At 72.0% G+C, this 15,423-nt stretch carries 14 protein-coding genes; 10 read left to right on the top strand and 4 right to left on the bottom strand.

Translation table 11 applies throughout. The annotated features are described in order from the left end of the window. Nucleotide 1 precedes the first annotated feature (1 nt). Together AB0M08_RS40910 and AB0M08_RS40905 are read right to left on the bottom strand one after the other, a co-directional pair. Complete coding sequence (locus tag AB0M08_RS40910) at nt 2-1,219, bottom strand: cytochrome P450 (protein ID WP_364505687.1); 1,218 nt, start codon at nt 1,217-1,219, stop codon at nt 2-4. A gap of 6 nt (nt 1,220-1,225) precedes the next feature. Then, a complete protein-coding gene (locus AB0M08_RS40905; RefSeq protein WP_364505685.1) occupies nt 1,226-1,609 on the bottom strand; it encodes a hypothetical protein in 384 nt (127 codons plus the stop codon). A 122-nt stretch (nt 1,610-1,731) separates the two neighbouring features. Here AB0M08_RS40905 and AB0M08_RS40900 point away from each other — a divergent pair, with 122 nt between their 5' ends. Further along, the gene (locus AB0M08_RS40900) at nt 1,732-4,383 is read left to right on the top strand and encodes an aminotransferase class III-fold pyridoxal phosphate-dependent enzyme (RefSeq protein WP_364505683.1); all 2,652 of its coding nucleotides are present in this window, start codon (nt 1,732-1,734) and stop codon (nt 4,381-4,383) included. A 77-nt stretch (nt 4,384-4,460) separates the two neighbouring features. Continuing rightward, on the top strand, nt 4,461-5,099 hold the full coding sequence (locus AB0M08_RS40895) for a hypothetical protein (protein WP_364505681.1): 639 nt from the start codon (nt 4,461-4,463) through the stop codon (nt 5,097-5,099). Between the two features lie 121 nt (nt 5,100-5,220). On the opposite strand, the gene AB0M08_RS40890 is transcribed toward AB0M08_RS40895, so the two are convergent. Both AB0M08_RS40890 and AB0M08_RS40885 read right to left on the bottom strand, forming a co-directional pair. Beyond that, the gene (locus AB0M08_RS40890) at nt 5,221-6,219 is read right to left on the bottom strand and encodes an adenosine deaminase (RefSeq protein WP_364505679.1); all 999 of its coding nucleotides are present in this window, start codon (nt 6,217-6,219) and stop codon (nt 5,221-5,223) included. A 16-nt stretch (nt 6,220-6,235) separates the two neighbouring features. Then, nucleotides 6,236-6,958 (bottom strand): GntR family transcriptional regulator, encoded by a 723-nt coding sequence (locus tag AB0M08_RS40885; RefSeq protein WP_364505677.1) that lies wholly within the window; start codon nt 6,956-6,958, stop codon nt 6,236-6,238. Between the two features lie 140 nt (nt 6,959-7,098). On the opposite strand from AB0M08_RS40885, the gene AB0M08_RS40880 reads away from it, so the two are divergent. The 8 genes from AB0M08_RS40880 to AB0M08_RS40845 are packed head-to-tail and all read left to right on the top strand — an operon-like array spanning nt 7,099 to nt 15,310. Then, nucleotides 7,099-8,145, top strand: a complete 1,047-nt coding sequence (locus tag AB0M08_RS40880; protein WP_364505675.1) for a BMP family ABC transporter substrate-binding protein — start codon at nt 7,099-7,101, stop codon at nt 8,143-8,145. Beyond that, complete coding sequence (locus AB0M08_RS40875) at nt 8,142-9,653, top strand: ABC transporter ATP-binding protein (protein ID WP_364505673.1); 1,512 nt, start codon at nt 8,142-8,144, stop codon at nt 9,651-9,653. The genes AB0M08_RS40880 and AB0M08_RS40875 overlap by 4 nt, the downstream gene beginning before the upstream one ends. Beyond that, nucleotides 9,643-10,692 (top strand): hypothetical protein, encoded by a 1,050-nt coding sequence (locus tag AB0M08_RS40870; RefSeq protein WP_364505671.1) that lies wholly within the window; start codon nt 9,643-9,645, stop codon nt 10,690-10,692. Before AB0M08_RS40875 ends, AB0M08_RS40870 begins: the two co-directional genes overlap by 11 nt. Then, entirely contained in the window at nt 10,689-11,594 is a 906-nt protein-coding gene (locus AB0M08_RS40865; protein ID WP_364505669.1) for an ABC transporter permease, read from the top strand. The genes AB0M08_RS40870 and AB0M08_RS40865 overlap by 4 nt, the downstream gene beginning before the upstream one ends. Next, nucleotides 11,591-12,616 (top strand): hypothetical protein, encoded by a 1,026-nt coding sequence (locus AB0M08_RS40860; RefSeq protein ID WP_364505667.1) that lies wholly within the window; start codon nt 11,591-11,593, stop codon nt 12,614-12,616. Before AB0M08_RS40865 ends, AB0M08_RS40860 begins: the two co-directional genes overlap by 4 nt. After that, complete coding sequence (locus tag AB0M08_RS40855; RefSeq protein WP_364505665.1) at nt 12,613-13,608, top strand: nucleoside hydrolase; 996 nt, start codon at nt 12,613-12,615, stop codon at nt 13,606-13,608. Before AB0M08_RS40860 ends, AB0M08_RS40855 begins: the two co-directional genes overlap by 4 nt. Beyond that, nucleotides 13,605-14,705, top strand: coding sequence for a phosphotransferase (locus AB0M08_RS40850; RefSeq protein ID WP_364505663.1), 1,101 nt, complete (start codon nt 13,605-13,607; stop codon nt 14,703-14,705). Before AB0M08_RS40855 ends, AB0M08_RS40850 begins: the two co-directional genes overlap by 4 nt. After that, the gene (locus AB0M08_RS40845) at nt 14,699-15,310 is read left to right on the top strand and encodes a class II aldolase/adducin family protein (RefSeq protein ID WP_364505661.1); all 612 of its coding nucleotides are present in this window, start codon (nt 14,699-14,701) and stop codon (nt 15,308-15,310) included. Before AB0M08_RS40850 ends, AB0M08_RS40845 begins: the two co-directional genes overlap by 7 nt. The last annotated feature ends 113 nt before the right edge of the window (nt 15,311-15,423 follow it).

Below are 15,423 nucleotides of genomic sequence, written 5' to 3'. Positions count from 1 at the left end.
GTCAGCCATCGGCCACCGGACGGAAGCGCACCCGCAGCGACGCCGGGGCACGGGTGAACAGGCCCTGCGGGGACGGCGTCCCGGCCGGTTCGATGTCGGCCATCGCGTCGAGGAGGGCGTTCGTGGCGACCTCGACCTCGGTGCGGGCGAGCAGGGCACCGACGCAGAAGTGGCGGCCGAGGGCGAACCCGGTGTGGTCGGCGGCGGCGGTGTAGGCCCTGGTGACGTCCAGGTCGGGGCGGGTCAGGTCGAAGCGGTCCGGGTCCGTGTAACGGCGCGGGTCGCGGTTCGCGGCGGCGATCAGGCAGATCACCGTGGCGCCGGCCGGGACCGTGCCGCCGGAGAGCTCCACGTCGGCGGCGGGCTGCCGCATGATCATCTGGACCGGGGGCGAGTGCCGGAGCGTCTCGGCCAGGGCGTGGCCGATCAGGGTACGGTCGGCACGGACCAGGGCCATCTGGGCGGGGTCGCGGATCAGGTTGAGCATCATGTTGGCGAGGGCCTTGTCGGTGGTCTCGCCGCCGGCCAGCAGGAGCAGGCTGACGAAGGCCTTGATCTGCTGGGCGGTCATCCGCTCGCCCTCGATCTCGGCGGTACAGAGCACCGACATCAGGTCGTCGCCCGGGGCGGCCCGGCGCTCGGCGATCAGCGGCAGCAGGTACGCCGCCAGCTCGTCGCGGGTGCGCAGACCGGCGGCGGCCACCGCGGGGTCCTGGACCAGATTGGCCAGCGACGCCATCAGCGACGTGTACCAGCGGTGGAAGAGCGCGTGGTCGGCGGCGGGCAGGCCGAGCGCGTCCACGATGACGTCGATCGGATAGCGGGTGGTGAACCCGTCGACCAGATCGACCTCGCCGCCGTACCGGAAGACGTCGATGAGCCGCGTCGCGTTGCGGTGCATGACCGGCACGAACCTCGCGGTCAGCTCGTTGCCCCGGAAGGCCGGGCTGATCAGCCGGCGGTGGAGCGCGTGCTCACGGCCGCTCATCTGCACGATGGTGCGGCCGTGCACGGGCTCCAGCTGCCAGGCGTAGTTGTCGCTGGTGAACACCGGGTCCTTGAAGGCCCGTTCGACGTCGGCGTACCGGCTGATCACGTACGCGTTCAGGCCCTCGTGGAAGGCGAGCGGCTCGGTCTCGCGCAGCGCCGCCCAGACCTCGGCCGGGTCCTCCAGGCACTCCGGCGAGAGGATGTCGGTGACCGCGACCGGGGTACGCATCCGCGGTCAGCTCAGCACGATGCTGGCCGACACCGCGGTCGGCTTGATGACGAAGAGCCGAAGACAGCTCCCCGTGCTGTCGGTGGCCTCCCAGACGTGCCTCCGATAGGTGAGCGAGGTCTCGACGCTCTCCCCCGCCGGGATCGTCCGGTACTGGCTGCGCTTCCCGGTGAAGTCACGCCACGCCAGCCCGATCGACGCATCGGTGTCGTTCGTGATGTCGAGCGGCACCTGCGTGTCGTCGCCCGACTGGGAGACCAGCGTCTTGCCACAGGGCGACGGGGTGACACCGGTGTAGGAGAAACCACCCGGCGCCGCACCGGCCGCGCTCTGACCGGCCGCGACGACGGCGAGGGTGGCAGCGGACATCACCATGAGCCGAATCATCATGGGGTGACCGTATAGTCGCTGCGAGCGCATTTCGTCCGCTTTCCGGGATTGTCATTCCCCCGGGCCGACGGTGTAGAAAGGCACCCGACGGGCCGAGTGTGATCAGCGATGGGGTGGGCCGAGTGAGCGACCTGACGACAGCGGCGCGACCGGACGTCACCCTCGACGACGCCGCCCGGATCGCCGCCGGCCACTGGGGTCTGTCCGGCGAGATGCGCGAGCTCGGCTCCCACCAGGACCACAACGTACGGATCGACGCGCCGCGCGGCCGGTTCGTCCTCAAGATCGCCAACGCCGGCTGGGCACGCTCCGCGCTCGACGCGCAGCACGCCGCCCTGCCGGTGATCGCCGCCGCGGGCATCCCCGGGCCGACCCCGGTCGGCGGCATCGAGCAGGTGACCGTGGCGGGGCAGCGGGTCCATGCGCACGTGCTCACCTATGTCGAGGGGACGCCGCTGCTCGACCGCGGGATCTTCGGGGTCGACGAGTGCCGGCTGCTCGGGAACACCGCGGGACGTGTCGTCGCCGCGCTGGCCGATTTCGCCCACCCGGGGGCGGAGCGCCACTCGCCGTGGGACCTGCGCAACGCCGCCGGGGTGATCGACCAGCTCGCGCCGGGGCTGCGGGCCGAGGTCGCCACCCATCTCGACCGGATCGGCGAGCTCGCCGCCCGGCTGCCGACCCAGGTGATCCACGGCGATCTCACCGACGACAACGTGGTCCTCGCCGACGGCGCGGCCGGTGTCATCGACTTCGGCGACCTCTGCGTGAGCTGGCGCTGCGCCGAACTTGCGGTCACCGCGGCGAGCGTGATCGGCAAGACCGGCGACGACGTCGGCGCGGTCCTCGCCGTGGTCGAGGCGTTCACCGCGCACGTGCCGCTCACCGACATCGAGCTCACCGCGGTCTGGCCGCTGGTCGTGCTCCGCGGCGCGGTGCTGGTGGCGAGCTACACCGAGATGGAAGCCGACGGGGCGGAGAACGCCTACGCACAGCAGCGGGACGACGCGGACCGGCGCGCGTACCAGGCGTCCGCCGCGCTCGACGCCGAGGAGATGTCCTGGCTCATCCGCGGCGCCGGGCAGCCTCTGCCCACGCTCGACCTCCCGCGGCTGCTCCCCGGAGCACGACCGGTCGCGCTCGACGTCACCAGCGAGCTCTGGGACGACGGTGCCTGGCTGAACTCCGGCGTCCGCCCGGATGCGACGCGGTACGGCGAGTACCGCCTCGACCGGGCCCGGCCACTGACCGCACCCGGCCATCACAAAGTCTTCACCCTCGGCGTCTGGATCACCCTGCCGGAGGACGCCGCGCTGCCGGAGACCCCGCCCGGCGTGATCGTCGACGCGAGTGGGGCGCCGCGGATCTGGGTGCAGGCCTGCGCGCTGCCCGGCACCCCGCCCCGGACGGTCACCGCGCACGCCGAGCACCTCTGGCGCCGGATCTGCCCCGACCCGTCGCCCCTGCTCGGCGTCGACGTGGCCGCCCCCGAGCCCGACCCGGCCGGGCTGCTGGCGCGCCGGGGCGCACACTTCGCCGCCGTCCAGGAGCACTACTACGACGCCCCGCCGCAGATCGAGCGCGGCTGGCGGGAGTTCCTGGTCGACAGCCGGGCGAACGTCTACCTCGACCTGGTCAACAACGTCGCGACCACCGGGCACGCGCACCCGCACCTGTCCCGCGCGGCGTCCCGGCAGTGGCGGCTGCTCAACACCAACAGCCGGTTCCACTACGAGCAGGTCGTCACCCTCTGCGAGCGCCTGGCCGGGCTGGCGCCCGACGGGCTCGACCAGGTGTTCCTGGTCAACAGCGGCAGCGAGGCCGTCGACCTGGCGATGCGGCTGGCGCTCACCGCGACCGGGCGGACCCGGATGCTCGCCGCCCGGGAGGCGTACCACGGGAACACGATCGGCTCGGACGCCGTGACCAGCTCGATCGGCGACAACCCGCACGCCCTGGAGACCCGGCCGGCCTGGGTCGAGCTGATCGACGCGCCGAACCGGATCCGCGGGACGCACCGCGGGCCGGACGCCGGGCGGGCCTACCTCGCCGACCTGGACGCCCAGCTCGGCCGGATCGACACCACCGAGATCGCCGGGGTGATCCTGGAGCCACTCTTCGGCAACGGCGGCGGCGTGCTGCTGCCGGAGGGCTACCTGGCCGGCGTCTTCGACCGGGTCCGGGCCCTCGGCGGCGTCTGCATCAGCGACGAGGTGCAGGTCGGCTACGGACGTCTGGGACACCACTTCTGGGGCTTCGAGCAGCAGGGCGCGGTGCCCGACATCATCACGATCGCCAAGGCGATGGGGAACGGCCAGCCGCTCGGCGCGGTCATCACCACCCGGGCGATCGCGGACGCCTTCGCGGCCGAGGGCAGCTTCTTCTCCTCGGCCGGCGGCAGCCCGGTCTCGGCCGCCGTCGGCAACGCCGTCCTCGACGTGATGGCGGACGAGCGCCTCCAGGAGAACGCCCGGATCGTCGGCACCCGTCTCAAGGACGGCCTCGACGCGCTCGCCGTGCGCCACCCGGCGATCGGCGCGGTGCACGGGATGGGTCTCTACCTCGGCGTCGAGCTGGTCACCGACCGGGAGACCTTCGCGCCCGCCACCGAGCTGGCGCACGCGGTCTGCGAGGCGATGCGCGAGGAGGGCTGCATCGTCCAGCCCACCGGCGACCTGCACAACGTCCTGAAGATCAAGCCGCCCATGGTGATCAGTGCGGAGAGCGTCGACTACGCCCTCGCCGCCCTGGGCCGCGTCCTCTCCCGGCTGTGACGAGCACAGCACACCCACCCCGGCGGTGATCCTCGAACCCGATAACGTCGGGTAAACGCCGTTATATCGTCCTTTTCATGAACAAGAGGTCGACCGTTCTCACCGCCGTCCTCGGCGCTCTCACCCTGGCGACCCCGGCCATCCCGGCCGTGGCCGCGCCGCCGCCCGCCGGGTTGGCCGCCACGTTGCTGACCACGGCCGACCTGCCGTCCCGTTATCGGCCCGCCACCGACGACCCCTATGACTTCATTCCCCGCGCCCTCTTCGGCCACGGCGGCTCCTGCCGTCTCCCCCCGTTCACACCCGCCCACGCGGCCACCACCACCTTCGGCACGGAGGACGAATACGCCATGGAGGTGGAGTCCCTGGTCGAGGTACTCGCCGAGCCCGGAGCCGGCGCCGCACGGGCCAGGGTCGCCGCCGCGCGATCCCTCCCCGCCCGCTGCCCGGTGATCGAGACCCCGGATCTGAGCCTCCGGGTCGAGGCGATCGCCCTGCCCACGATCGGCGACAGCTCCGCCGCGCTGCAGGTCCTGGCCTACCAGAAGGCCGGCCCGGACGTCTACGTCGACGCCTACCGCTCGGAGCTCGCCTTCGTCGCCGACCGCGACGCGACCATCACCGTCGTCCTGAGCGGTTTCAGCATCCAGAACGACACCTTCGCCGTCACCCTGGAGAAGGCCACCCGCACCGCGCTCGGCAAGCTGCACCACTGACACCCGCCCGGCAACGGCTCCTGGCCGGCGCTGCGGGATGTCTCGCGGCCTCCGGGACACCCCTCACCGCCGGCCACCGGCGCGCTCCTCCGCGGTGTTCCTCCGGCGGCTTCCGGCCTGGTTACCGGGTCGAGGTCGCGGAGCCGGTCCAGGCGTCGACCTCGGTGCGGAAGGCGGCGCGCTCGGCCGGGGTCAGGAAGGCCGCCTCGAAGGAGTTCGCCGCGAGGGTGCGCAGGTGGGACGGGGTGAGGGGCAGGTCGGTGGCGATGGCGCGGTAGTTGTCGTCGACGTAGCCGCCGAAATACGCCGGGTCGTCGCTGTGCACGCTCACCGCCAGGCCCAGGTCGAGCATGGCCGGGAGGGGGTGGCTGCTCATGTCGCCGACGACCTTGAGGCGGACGTTGGACTGGGGGCAGACGGTGAGCGGGATGCGGTCGGCGGCCAGGCGGGTGACCAGTGCCGGGTCCTCCAGGCAGCGTACGCCGTGGTCGATGCGCTCCACGCCGAGCAGGTCGAGCGAGTCGATGACGTTGTCGGGGCCGCCCTCCTCGCCGGCGTGGGCGACCCGGTGCAGGCCGTCGGCGGCGGCGCGGGCGAAGACCGGGGCGTAGTCGCGGTTCGGGTGGCCGGCCTCGGTGGAGTCCAGGCCGACGCCGAGCAGCCGGTCGCGGTACGGGACCAGCTCCTCGTAGGCGGCGAGCGCGGCGTCCGGGCCGAGGTGGCGCAGGAAGCAGGCGATCAGGCCGGTGGAGACCTCGGGGTGGTCGGCCATCGCGGCGGTGATGCCCTCGATCACCACGGCGAGGTCGATGCCGTTGAGAGTGTGCGTCTGCGGGTCGAGGAACATCTCCGCACGGCGTACGTTGGCCGCCCGCGCCCGCCGCAGGTAGGCGTCGGTCATCGCGTAGAAGTCCTCGGCCGTGCGCATCACCACGAGGTTGGCGTAGTAGATGTCCAGGAACGACTGCAGGTCGGTGAACTCGTAGCGGGCGGCCAGCTCCTCGGCGCTCGCGGCCGGGGTCGGCAGGCCGTTGCGCCGGGCGGCATCCAGGATCGTCGCCGGTTCGAGCGTGCCTTCCAGGTGGACGTGCAGTTCGGCGGTGGGGGGTGTGACGAGCAAGGGGGGTCTCCGGGGGTTATTCGGCGTGACGGACTATCAGGAAGTCGAAGCCGTCGTCCAGGAAGTAGATCTTCGACAGCGAGAGGGGCCGGCCGCCGGGCAGGTACTGGACCTGGTCGAGCAGCAGGTAGAGGCCCTGCGGGCTGCGGCCCTCACCCCAGCCGATCGACGGATCGATGACCGCGCGGACCCGGGCGACGGCCCGCTCGGGCAGCACGCCGCCGGTCGCGTAGTGGTCGAACATCGAGCCGGTCACCTGGTCGAGGTCGGCGGGGAGCGCGTCGCCGACGATCACCGAGTAGTCGAACGCGACGGTACGGCCGTCCGCGAGGATCGAGCGCCGCAGGTCGACGACCTCGGTGCCCTCGGCGCGTTCGAGCTGCTCGGCCTCCTCGGCGGTGGCCGGGCGGCGCCGGAAGACATGGTGCACCGACTCGGCGCGCCGGCCCTGCTTGGTGATCAGCTCGTGCAGTGACCGGAGCTCCTGGAGTCCCGCGCTGATCGAGGCCGTGTATCGGGTGACGAAGGTGCCGAGCCCGTGCCGGGTCTCCACCACGCCGGCGCGCTGCAGCTTGAGCAGCGCCTGGCGCACGGTGTGCCGGCTGACCCCGTAGTCGGCGGCGAGCTCGGCCTCGGTCGGCAGCGGATCCCCGGCGTGCCACTCCTGGCCGACACGTTCGCGCAGCGAGGTGGCGACGACATCGGGCAGCGGCATGGCCCGAGCGACTCGACGGCTCATGCGTCTCCTTACCAGCAGAAGTTAACGACGCCGACACAGTTGTTGATTGACCTGACAACTGGTCCGGCTTACGTTACACCAGCAGGTTGTTCAATCACTGAATGAGTCGCATCGGCCGTGCTCAGGACGGAGAAGACCCCATGTCGTTTCGCCGCAAGGCCCTCGCTGCCACCGCAGCCGGAGCATGTCTGGTCACCACCGCGTCGGCGTGTTCGTCCGCCGGTTCCCCGTCCACCGGCGCGTCCGGCGCGTCGGACAAGCTGATCGTTCTCGTCACGCCGAACCCGATCGGCGTCAACGCCTTCCTCAACCTCTCCGTGGAGGGCGCCAAGGCCGCGGCCACCGCGGCGGGCGCGACGCTGAAGACCTTCGAGAGCACCGACCCGACGAGCATGGCCCAGAACCTGCAGTCGGCCGTCGACCTCAAGCCGGAGCTGGTCATCACGGTCAGCTTCAGCTTCGACGACGCGATGGCCGAGATGCCGGTCGACTACCCTGACCAGCAGTTCCTGCAGATCGACTCCTGCCCGGAGAAGCCGGCCGCCAACCTGACCTGCGCCCGCTTCAAGGAGTACGAGTCGGTCTACCTGGCCGGCGTCGAGGCCGGGCTGCTCTCCGAGAAGAAGAAGGTGGGCGCGGTCGTCGCGCTGGACACCCCGTTCATCCGGCGCTTCGCGGACCCGTTCGGCGCGGGCGCCCAGTCGGTCGACTCCACCATCGGCTTCACCCCGCTCTTCGTCGGCGGGAACAACCCGTTCAGTGACCCGGCCCGGGCCAACGCGCAGGCGACCACGCTGGGCGAGGACGGCGCCGACTACGTGATGGCCTCCGCCTCGGCCGGTAACACCGGGGTGTTCCAGGCCGCGAAGGCCGGCGGGTTCTACGCGTTCGGCGTCGACACCAACCAGTGCGGCGACGAGAAGGGCGTGGTGGTCGACAACGCGATCAAGCGGCTCGACATCGCCATCCCGGCCGCGGTCGAGAAGATCCTCGGCGGCCAGCCCGGCGGATCCACCGAGTACGGGCTCGCCGACGGCGGCGTGGGCCTCACCGGTCTCCAGGACGACGTGGCCACCTCGGGCTGCCTGATCGCCGACCACCCGGACGTGATCGCCAAGGTCAAGGAGATCCAGGCGAAGATCATCTCCGGGGAGATCACCGTCGCCGACCCGCTGACCGCGAAGTGACCGAGCCGCCACGGCTGCGGGCGGCCGGGCTGACCCGCCGGTTCGGGCCGCTGGTCGCGAACGACGCCGTCGACCTGGACCTGCACGCCGGGCAGATCCACGCCCTGGTCGGCGAGAACGGCGCCGGGAAGTCCACGCTGATGTCGCTGCTCTACGGACTGCAGCGCCCGGACGACGGCCACATCGAGTCCCGGGGCGAGCGCGTCGCGTACGCCTCCCCGCGGGACGCGATCGCCGACGGCGTCGGCATGGTCCACCAGCACTTCCAGCTCTTCGACAGCCTCAGCGTCGCCGACAACGTGGTCTACGGCGCCGAGCCGGTCCGCGCCGGCGGGATCATCGACCGCAGGCGGGCCCGCGCCGAGGTCGCCGAGCTGATCACCGGGTACGGGTCGCACCTGCCGGTGGACGCGACCGTCGGTGAGCTGCCGATGGGGCTCCGCCAGCAGGTGGAGATCCTCAAGGCGCTCTACCGCGGCGCCGACGTGCTGATCCTCGACGAGCCGACGGCGGTGCTGACCCCGGCCGAGACCGACCTGCTCTTCACCTCGCTGCGCCGGCTCGCCGCGGGCGGCGCGGTGGTCGTGCTGGTCACCCACAAGCTCGACGAGGTGATGGCGGTCAGCTCCTGGGTGACCGTGATGCGCCGCGGTGCGGTGGTCGCGTCGCTGCCGACCGCGGAGACCTCCGCCGCCGCGCTCGCCGAGGCGATGACCGGGCGCAGCATCGTGCCGGTCACCAACGAGTCGGAGACGGCCGCGACCGAGACCGTCCTGACGCTGACCGATCTGCGGGTGACCGCCGACGGAGCCCGTACCGAAATCCGGGTCGAAGAATTGACGGTGTGCCGGGGCGAGATCGTCGGCATCGCGGGCGTGACCGGAAACGGCCAGAGCGAAGTGGTCCAGGCCGTCGTCGGGCTGCGGCCCTGCCGTGGCGCGGTCAGCCTCAACGGGGTCCGCGTCGACGGCCTGGACGTGCGGCGCCGCCGCGGTGCCGGGATCGCCTACGTGCCGGAGGACCGGCGCGGCGTCGGAACCGCACCGCAGCTCTCCATCGCCGACAACGTCGCGGTCGGGCAGCGCCGCGGCTTCGGCTGGCTCTCCCCGCGCAGGTCCGGCGCCGCGGCCCACCGGCTCATCGAGCGGCACGACGTCCGCGGCGGCGGGCCCGGTACGCCGGTCGCGGCGCTCTCCGGTGGCAACGCCCAGAAGGTGGTGATCGCCCGCGAGCTGGGGCACGACGCCGACCTGCTGATCGCGGAGAACCCCACGCAGGGCGTGGACATCGGCGCGATCGAGTACATCCACGGGGAGTTGCTGGCGTACCGGAACCGGGGTCGTTCGGTCCTTCTGGTCTCGAACGAGCTGACCGAGCTCTGCGCGCTCGCCGACCGGGTCTACGTGATGGTCGACGGCCGGGTCGTCGCCGAGATACCCCGCAGTGGGATGAGCGAGCAGTCCATCGGTGCCGCGATGACCAACGCGGGTGATCGTCATGCTGGCTAAACTGCGCGGCCCGCTCGCCGACGGCGCCGCCCTCCCCGCGCTGCTCGCCGCCTTCGCGGTCGGCGCGATCGTCCTGGCGATCGGCGGGATCGACCCGATCACCGGCTACTCCGCCCTGATCAACGGCGTCTTCGAAGAGACCAATCTCCCGTACGTGGTGGCCGCGCTCGCGCCGGTGCTCGGCATGGCCGTCTCGTTCGCCATCCCGTTCCGGATGCAGGAGTTCAACCTCGGCGGCGACGGCCAGCTGGTGATCGGCGGGATCACCGGCGCCGGGGTCGCGCTGGCCCTGCCGGACTGGGGCCTGCTCACGTTCGCGCTGGCCGCGCTGGCCGCCGCGCTGGCCGGCGGGCTCCTCGCCGCGATCAGTGCGCCGCTGCTGCTCCGGGGGCGGGTGCCGGTGATCATCTCCACCCTGCTGCTCGGCTTCCCGGCCGTCTCGCTCGCCTCCTATCTGGCCCGCTATCCGCTCGCCGACGAGGGGTCGGGCACCCCGCAGACCGAGCGGCTCCCGGTGGACATGCGGTTGCCGAGTCTCGGCGACTGGAGCCCGTACGTGAACACGGGTTTGATTGTGATCCTGCTGGTCTTCGTCGCCTACTGGGTCGTCGACGCGCGGACCACGACCGGTCTCGACCTGCGGGTCGTCGGCGCCAACCCGAGGTTCGGCCGGTACGCGGGCGTCAACGTGCCGTCGCTGCTCACCCTCTCGCTCGCCGCCAGCGGGGCGATCGCCGGACTCGTCGGCGCGCTGCTGGTCGCCGCGCCGCCCTACCGGTTCATCGACGGCGCGCTGACCGTCCCCGGCTACACGTTCACCGGCGTCACCGTCGCGATGCTCTCCCGGGGCCGCCCGGCCGCACTCTTCGCCGCCGCGCTGCTCTTCACCGCCCTGCAGGTCGGCGGCACCGGCATGGAACGCGACGTCGGCGTGCCGCGGCAGCTCACCGCGATCATCCAGGCGAGCGTGGTCATCACCTTCGTCGTCATCGTCGCGGCGCGCTCGCGTCGCGCCCGAGCCAAGGCGGGCCTGCGGTGAACATCCTCTCGCTCGGATTCCTCGCGGCCGTCGTGCTCGCCGTCGGCCCGGTCCTGCTCGCGGCCCTCGGCGGCGCGGTCTGCTCCCGGGTCGGCGTCTTCAACATCGGCCTGGAAGGGCAGATGCTGGTCGGCTGCTTCGCCGCGGTCGCGGTGACCGCGCAGACCGGCAGCGCCCTGCTCGGCGCGCTCGCCGGGATGGCCGCGGCGCTGATCCTCGCGGCGGTGCTCGCGGCCGGCGCGATCGGCCTGCGCGCCGACCCGATCATCCTGGCCATCGGCACCAACCTGCTCGCCGTCGGCCTCACCGGGTTCCTGCTGCGGACGCTGCTCGGCCGCACCGGCACCTACAGCGATCCCGGGCTCGCCGGTTTCACCCGGCTGGCCGACACCCCGATCGGCGCGATCCCGGTGCTCGGCGACGTGCTCGGCGCCAGCAGCTGGGCCGTGCTGATCGCGGTCCTGCTGGTCCCGGCGATCTCGCTCTTCCTGTCCCGGCACCGGTGGGGCCTGCGGCTGCGCGGCATCGGCGAGAACCCGGAGGCCGCCCGCAGCCTGGGCGTACCCGTCTCGGCGTACCAGTGGGCCGCGATCCTGTTCTGCGGCGCGCTCTGCGGACTCGGCGGGGCCCAGCTCGCCCTCGGCAACGTCCAGCTGTTCAGCGAGCAGATGACCGCCGGGCGCGGCTGGGTCGCGGTGGTCGCGGTGATGCTCGGCCGCAGCCGGCCGTGGCCGGTCCTCGGCGCCTGCCTCGTCTTCGGCGCGGCCGACGCGCTCGGCTTCCGGCTCCAGGGCCTGGGCCTCCCCCAGCAGGCCACCGACGCCGCCCCCTACCTGATCACCCTCGTCGTGCTGCTGCTGACCTCGATCAGGCGGCCCTCTCTCCAGAAGGTGACACAATGACCGCTACCCCCCTGGACCGCCCGCTGCTGGCCGACAGCGTGCGCCTCACCGATCGGGGAGTCGAGATTCTGGACCGGCGGGTGTTCCCGTTCGAGCGCTCCTGGGTCGTCTGCCCGACCGTCGAGGACGTCGCCGTCGCCATCGAGCAGATGGTCACCCAGAGCAGCGGCCCGCTCTTCGCCGCGACGGCGGGCTTCGTGCTCGCCACCCGTTCGCTCGCCGGCGCGACCGATCCGGATCACGTACGGCGGGAACTGCGGCGCACCGCCCAGCGGCTGATCGCCACCCGGCCGACCAACAACCACATCCGCGAGGGCCTGGCCGGTGCGGTCGCCGCGCTCGACGCCGACCTGGACGCGGCCTCGCTGCTCGACCGGGCCGCGGCCGCCGCGGCCGGTGCCGCCGACGGCTACCTCGCCGACTGCCGTGCGCTCGGGGCCGCCACCGCGGCGATCATCCCGGACGGCGCACGCGTGCTCACCCACTGCTGGGCCGACTCGTACCTGGTCGAGACCGTGATGGCCGGGCGGGCAGCCGGGAAGTCCTGGGAGTTCGTCTGCACCGAGACCCGGCCGTACCTGCAGGGCGCCCGGCTGACCGGACCCTCGCTGGTCGAGATGGGCGTACCGACCACGCTGGTCACCGACGGCATGGTCGCCGAGACGATGCGCCGCGGGATGGTCGACGTCGCGCTGACCGCCGCGGACCGGGTCACCATGGACGGCCACGTGGTCAACAAGGTCGGCACCCTGGCCGTCGCGCTCGCCGCCCGGGAGTTCGGGCTGCCGTTCCACGCCATGGTGATCGAGCCGGACCCGGCCGCGCCCGGCATCGACGCGGTGCCGATCGAGCTGCGCGACCCGGACGAGGTCCTCTCGGTGATGGGCGTCCGCACCGCCGGAGAGGGCCTGCGCGGCTTCTACCCCGCCTTCGACGTCACCCCGCCGCACCTGATCACCACCGTCGTCACCCGGCGCGGGGCGTTCGCACCCGACAAGCTGATCGAAGGGACTCCCGCATGACCGCCGCTTCCACCCGCCGCGTCGTGATCGACACCGACACCGGGATCGACGACGCGCTCGCCGTCATCTACCTCGCCGCCTCCGAGGGCGTGGAGATCGTCGCCTGCACCACCACGTTCGGGAACTGCTCGACCGCGCACGCCATCGAGAACGTCTCGCACGTGCTGCGGCTCTGCGGTCTCGACGAGGTCCCGGTGCACCCGGGGCGGGAGGGGCCGATCAGCGGCGAGCCCGCGAAGCACTCCTGGTTCGTGCACGGGCACGACGGGCTCGGCGATCAGGACCTGGACCGCGTCCCGGCCACGCCCAGCGCTGAGTCCGCCGCGGACGCGCTGGTCCGCCTCGGGCGGGAGAACCCCGGCGAACTCGACCTGCTGGTGCTCGGCGCGCAGAGCAACATCGCCGACGCGGTGGCGATCGACCCCGACGTCCTCACCCGGTACCGCTCGGTGGTCATCATGGGCGGCTCCGGGCCGTACGCGGAGCCCGGCGACGTGATGGAGGTGGACGCGAACGTCGCCGCCGACCCGCAGGCCGCCGCCGTGATGTTCGGGGCACCGCGCGCCCACATGGTGATGGTCGGCGTCAACGTCACCACCCCGACCATCATGGACGAGGAGTTCATCGCCCGGCTCGGCGCGGTGGACGCTCCGATCGCCCGGTTCAGTCACGCGGTCACCGAGGCGTACCTCGACTTCTACCAGGAGAAGTGGGGCCGCCGGATCTGCGCCGCACACGACGGCCTGGCCGCCGGCGTGATGATCCACCCCGAGCTGGTCCGCACCGCGCTGCGCGGGCCGGTCAACGTGCGCAGCGACGGGTTCGCGACCCGGGCCCGGCTGATGCGCACGGTGGACGACAAGCCCACGGTCTTTCCGTACGAGGACGCACCGGAGACCGTGGTGGTGACCGAGGTTGATCACGCGGCGTTCCTCGCGGACTTCCTGGAGAAGCTGGTGACCGCGGATGAGCGTCTGGGGCGCGGCGCATGAGCGACTATCCGCACCATGAGGCGTCCACGGTCGTCGCTCACCTGCACTCGCGCGGCATCTCCGATCTTCCATCGTCTTCCACGGTGAAGGAGGTCAGCGACGGCAACCTGAACCGGGTCTTCCTCGTACAGGACCCCGCGCGGGGCACCGGCGTCGCCGTGAAGCAGGCGCTGCCCTGGATCCGGGTCCAGCAGGATTGGCCGCTCGGGCCGGAGCGGGCCGCGCTCGAGGTCGCCGCGTACCGGCACCTGGCCGAGCACAATCCGGACCTGGTGCCGGCGGTTCACGACTACGATCCGGCGACCTACACCATCGTGATGGACGATCTCAGCGCACTGCGGGTGCTGCGCGGCGAGACCGTCGCGGGCCGCCGTCATCCGGAGGTCGCCGCGCAGGTCGGCCGCTTCTGCGGTCGCCTCGCCGCGGGCACCGGCCCGCTCGGGCTGGACCTGGCCGCCCGCTCCCGGCTGGCCGTGACCGTGCAGAACCCCGAGCTGTGCCAGATGACGCTGGACGTGGTGCTGACCGAGCCGTACCTCGAGCACGAGCACAACCACCACGACCCGGCCCTGGACGACCTCGTCGCCGGGCTACGCGCGGACCCTTCGCTGGCGCGCGCGATGGCCGACGTGCGCCACATCTTCATCACCCACAGTGAGAGCCTGGTCCACGGCGATCTGCACTCCGGCTCCATCATGGTCGCCCCGGACGGCGACCCGGCCGCCGTCCGGATCTTCGACCCCGAGTTCGCGTTCCTCGGCCCGTCCGGTTTCGATCTCGGCGTCTACTGGGGTAACTGCCTGACCGCCGGGATCGTGGGTGACATCGCGGTCAGCTGGGACGCGTTCGAGACCGCGTATCGCTCAAAGGTCGACCCGCCCGCGGGCCACCTCTCCGCGATCTGGACCGACGCCCTCGCCTTCGCCGGCACCGAGGCGATGCGCCGGGTGATCGGTTACTCCCACGCTCGTGAGCTGGCCGGACGCCCCGAAGCCGCAGCCTGGGTGGCACGCTCGGCGCGCACGATGATCGTGGAACGGGCGTCGCTTCCGGACTTCGCCGCGCTCACCGCCGCCCTCGGGGAGCCGCCGTGGTGATCGTCGACCAGCTGATCTCCATCGGCCGCTCGGCCGTCGGCTCCGGCCTGGTGATCGCCAGCGGCGGCAACCTCTCCGCCCGCGTGCCCGATACCGATCACTTCGTGGTCACCGCGGCGGGCACCTGGCTGGACGCCCTGACGCCGGCCGATTTCGCCCTCCTCGACCTGGACGGCAACCATCTGGGCGGCCCGCCCCCGTCCAGCGAGTGGAAGCTGCACCACCGGGCATACCGCCACCGCCCGGACATCAACGCCGTCGTCCACGTCCATCCGCAACACGCGGTCCTGCTCGACGCGCTCGGCCACCAGATCCGCCTGCTCACGCTGGACCACGCCTTCTACGTCCGCGCGGTGGCCACGACCCCGTACCGCCCCAACGGCTCCGACGCCCTGGCCGACGAGGCCACCGCCCACCTCACCGACCACGACTGCGTGATCATGTCCCACCACGGCTGCACGACGGTCGGCCCCACGACCGAGATGGCCTACCGCCGCGCCCTCAACCTGGAGGAGGCCGCGATAGCCACATACCGGTCGCTGACCCTGGGCGACCACACCACGACCTTCCCACCGGACGCCTTCCAAGATCTACATCATTCATAGGTCGTGGCGGGCCGGCAGCGGGACTGTACAAATAACGGTGTAACTCCTGATCAAGGAGACGCATCTGATGACCATGACAACTGACGCCGTGGATACTGCCGCGGTGGCGAAGA

The organism is Actinoplanes sp. NPDC051851, assembly GCF_040681165.1.
In the GTDB taxonomy this organism is placed as follows: Bacteria; Actinomycetota; Actinomycetes; order Mycobacteriales; family Micromonosporaceae; genus Actinoplanes.
This window is presented reverse-complemented; position numbering and strand designations above follow the sequence as displayed.

Excerpts from the sequence above, each read along its gene's own strand:
- AB0M08_RS40910 (WP_364505687.1), bottom strand. The coding sequence starts at position 1,219 with ATGCGTACCCCGGTCGCGGTCACCGACATCCTCTCGCCGGAGTGCCTG.
- AB0M08_RS40905 (WP_364505685.1), bottom strand. The coding sequence starts at position 1,609 with ATGATGATTCGGCTCATGGTGATGTCCGCTGCCACCCTCGCCGTCGTC.
- AB0M08_RS40895 (WP_364505681.1), top strand. The coding sequence starts at position 4,461 with ATGAACAAGAGGTCGACCGTTCTCACCGCCGTCCTCGGCGCTCTCACC.
- AB0M08_RS40885 (WP_364505677.1), bottom strand. The coding sequence starts at position 6,958 with ATGAGCCGTCGAGTCGCTCGGGCCATGCCGCTGCCCGATGTCGTCGCC.
- AB0M08_RS40880 (WP_364505675.1), top strand. The coding sequence starts at position 7,099 with ATGTCGTTTCGCCGCAAGGCCCTCGCTGCCACCGCAGCCGGAGCATGT.
- AB0M08_RS40870 (WP_364505671.1), top strand. The coding sequence starts at position 9,643 with ATGCTGGCTAAACTGCGCGGCCCGCTCGCCGACGGCGCCGCCCTCCCC.
- AB0M08_RS40860 (WP_364505667.1), top strand. The coding sequence starts at position 11,591 with ATGACCGCTACCCCCCTGGACCGCCCGCTGCTGGCCGACAGCGTGCGC.
- AB0M08_RS40855 (WP_364505665.1), top strand. The coding sequence starts at position 12,613 with ATGACCGCCGCTTCCACCCGCCGCGTCGTGATCGACACCGACACCGGG.
- AB0M08_RS40850 (WP_364505663.1), top strand. The coding sequence starts at position 13,605 with ATGAGCGACTATCCGCACCATGAGGCGTCCACGGTCGTCGCTCACCTG.